Annotated in this window: 4 protein-coding genes; all 4 read left to right on the forward strand. The window is 28.4% G+C overall.

The annotated features are described in order from the left end of the window. Positions 1 to 224 precede the first annotated feature (224 nt). Complete coding sequence (locus BP769_RS04425) at positions 225 to 782, forward strand: DUF6431 domain-containing protein (protein WP_413862155.1); 558 nt, start codon at positions 225 to 227, stop codon at positions 780 to 782. Positions 783 to 872: 90 nt separating this feature from the next. Further along, complete coding sequence (locus BP769_RS04430) at positions 873 to 2,129, forward strand: DDE-type integrase/transposase/recombinase (RefSeq protein ID WP_413862157.1); 1,257 nt, start codon at positions 873 to 875, stop codon at positions 2,127 to 2,129. Further along, a complete protein-coding gene (locus BP769_RS04435) occupies positions 2,122 to 2,925 on the forward strand; it encodes an ExeA family protein (protein WP_413862159.1) in 804 nt (267 codons plus the stop codon). Before BP769_RS04430 ends, BP769_RS04435 begins: the two co-directional genes overlap by 8 nt. Then, a complete protein-coding gene (locus BP769_RS04440; RefSeq protein ID WP_413862161.1) occupies positions 2,906 to 3,049 on the forward strand; it encodes a hypothetical protein in 144 nt (47 codons plus the stop codon). Before BP769_RS04435 ends, BP769_RS04440 begins: the two co-directional genes overlap by 20 nt. Positions 3,050 to 3,425 lie beyond the last annotated feature (376 nt).

The following is a 3,425-nucleotide window of genomic DNA, read 5'->3' on the forward strand; positions in this document are numbered from 1 at the left end:
TAAATTTGAATGAATTTATTAAATGTAGATAAGCTAATTATTTACTATAGAAATATAATAAAATATTCAAATTAAGATATCTTCATTATATAATAAGGATATTGGTAATTTGAATATTTTTTTTCATATTAATTTTTTTGTTATGGCTGAAAGGTATTGGATAATAAAAAAGAGAAGACACAGTCACCAAACCACTCTTCTCTTTGCTCCAATAAGCACTTATAATGTTATCAAATATAAAGGTAAAAATCAACAATTGTTTAAGTGAAAGTTATAATTTTTTTGTTAAAAACCTAATAATTGGTTTATTAATATGTCCTACTTGTAAAGCGAAGGGTAGGTTAGAAATTCATGGTTATTATCCTAGGCATGTAGTAGCTCTTATTGATACTAATTTAGTTCATGAAATATTAATGATATTGAGGTTAAAATGTAAGTCATGTGGTTGTACCCATGCAGTATTACCGGACTTCATCATTCCTTATTGTACCTATAGTTATAGTTTGATTTTGGAATGTTTAAATGGGTATTATAGTAAGGTGAAGATCGAAGAACTATGTAAAAGATTTAAAATATCACCTCAACTAATATATTTATGGATTAAAAGATTTCTAGATCATAAGGCTCAATGTATTTTATTATTTAAAGAAAAAAAAGAAAGTAAGGTTAGTTTAATAGAAATATTAAAAAGAATATTAGGTTATATTAACCTGTCTGATTTTTTAAAAGAATATTTTTATGAAAATAAGTATTGTTTTATGCAGATTATTAATTCATCTTGACAGTTTATTTTTTAAAAATGACCTGACCACATAATAATTGAATTGTTTTTCAAAATCTGACATTTTATACTCTTATTAGAGGTGAAAGGTATGAATGAAAAACTCTTAAAGGAGATAGCACTCCTAAAATATTCAATTATTGCTCCTATTGTCACAAATACTTATATTACTCCATCGAAAATTGAACATTTTCGTGAGGAATCAAAGAAGAAGTATACCTTGTCAAATGGTACACTCTTTTCGTTTACCCCTGAAACTGCTAAGGGGTGGTATCTAAAGTATATGCATCATGGTTTTGATGCATTAATGCCTAAGGGTAGAAGTGATTGTGGAATATCGAGAACACTTAATGATGAGGCTATAAATCGGATTCGAGAATTAAAAAATCAGTTTCCGCATATTACTGGTACATTAATTTATCATAAGTTAATTGAAGATGGGATAGTAAAAAAAACAGAAACTTCATTATCAAGTGTATTACGTTATATTCGTAATAATAATTTAAAAGCGAATCAATTATCAGGTATCGAAAGAAGGGCTTTTGAAATGGAATTTAGTAATGATATGTGGCAAGCTGATTCAAGCCATTTCGTTATGTTAAATCAAGGTGGGAAAAAGAAAAAAACATATCTTATTTGTTTCATCGATGATGCATCTCGCTTAATTGTCGGACATGGAGTCTTTTTTAACGATAATGCGGTTAATATGCAGTTAGTATTTAAACAAGCTGTTGCCAAATATGGTGTTCCAAAACGCCTATTTGTGGACAATGGAAGCCCATATAAAAATGAACAATTAGAATTAATTTGCGCTTCTATTGGTACCGTATTAATTCATACTCGCACTTACTCTCCAGAAAGTAAGGCGAAAATTGAAAGATTTTTTAGGACAATTAAGGATAAATGGATGAACGGTATTGATTGGAATCAATTTCAATCATTAGAAGAATTAAATGAAGTTGTCGGTAGGTTCATTAATGATCAATACAATAATTTCATTCATTCTGGAATTAATCAAACTCCTAAATTACGCTTTATAAAGGATATGGATCGATTTCGTTATATTCCAATAGAGGAATTAGATAAACACTTCCTGCATCGGGAAACACGCAGAGTACTAAATGATGCCACTATTCCGGTTAATAAAATAACTTTTGAGGTACCACAAAAGTATATTGGTCAAAAGATTCAAGTTAGGTACCTACCATTTGATTTGTCCAAGGCCTATTTATTTGATAATGATAAAGCTATTGAAATCTACCCACTTAAAAAAATTGATAATTCTAAGGTTAAAAGAAAAAACACAATCGATTATAGTAAGTTAAGTGAGGTGCGTGACAATGTATAAGATGTTTTATGGGTTAGAGTTTAATCCATTTGATAAATCTTTAGATACCAAGCTTCACTTTAAATCACAAGATTTTACAGAAGCCTTATCTAGACTAGAATATCTAAAGTCGATAAAAGGTATTGGATTATTTTCAGGAGGGGCTGGGACCGGAAAGACATTTACTTTAAGACATTTTGCATCAACATTAAATCCAAGTCTTTTTAAAGTTGTTTATATACCTTTATCGACAATTACTGTTATGGAGTTTTATCGTAATCTCAGTTTCGGTCTAGGTATAGAACCATCTTTCAAGAAAACTGATATGTTTAGAAGTATTCAAGAAACACTTATATCCCTTTGTAGAGATAAAAGGATTAATACAGTCATTATTTTTGATGAGGCACAATATTTACGAACAGAAATCCTAAATGATCTTAAGATCCTTCTTAATTTCGATCTTGATTCAAAAAACTATGTTACTTGTATTCTCGTAGGTCTTCCAATATTAAATGTGATCTTATCAAAGAATATCCATGAACCACTAAGACAAAGAATTGTCATCAACTATCATTTTACTGGTATTACTAAGGAGGAAGTAACAGAGTATATTAAAACACGTTTAAGTAAAGCTGGGTGTCACCAAGAAATATTTAATCAAAGTGCAGTTGAAGCAATCTATGGTTGTAGTAATGGTTCGGTAAGAAAACTCAATAGTCTATTAGTGAAATGCTTGATTATTGGAACTCAGCAGAAGAAACAGGTAATTGATACTGATATTGTAATGGCAGCTCAAAATGAAATTGAGATCAACTAAAATAAGAGCATATTTAATAAGTAAGCGCCCTATTAATCAAGATGTACGTAACCCTAAGGTATTTGCACATCTTAAGGGAATAAGTGGTTATGATTACTGCTTCTTTTATTTTAATAATAGATGAGGTCATTATTCCATATGACTCAAAATATATTTGTAAACGATTTAAAAAAGTGAATAAAAAGATTTTAAAGAGAGCTTAATTGGCTCTTTTTAATTTAGAAAAATCGTAATAATCAAAATAAACATAATGAAAAATCAATTAATAAATAACGAAATATCAACTTAAATATAACGATATTTATAAAATGAAAGTTAAAAAGGGTTTGATAATTTAAAAAAATCGATTATTTAATGTACAAATCGATTTACTAATCTGAAAATTTATCAAAAATGTTGAAGTAAATAATTTAAAAATTAATGGGGTAATTAAACTGACAATCTACACCAAACTTCTTTCTTAAATTTATAGCTTCACTGTTTAGTTCAATCTTCTCTTT

Origin of the sequence: Methanobrevibacter sp. UBA417, assembly GCF_002508845.1 — an archaeon.
Taxonomy (GTDB): domain Archaea; phylum Methanobacteriota; class Methanobacteria; order Methanobacteriales; family Methanobacteriaceae; genus Methanobrevibacter_A; species Methanobrevibacter_A acididurans.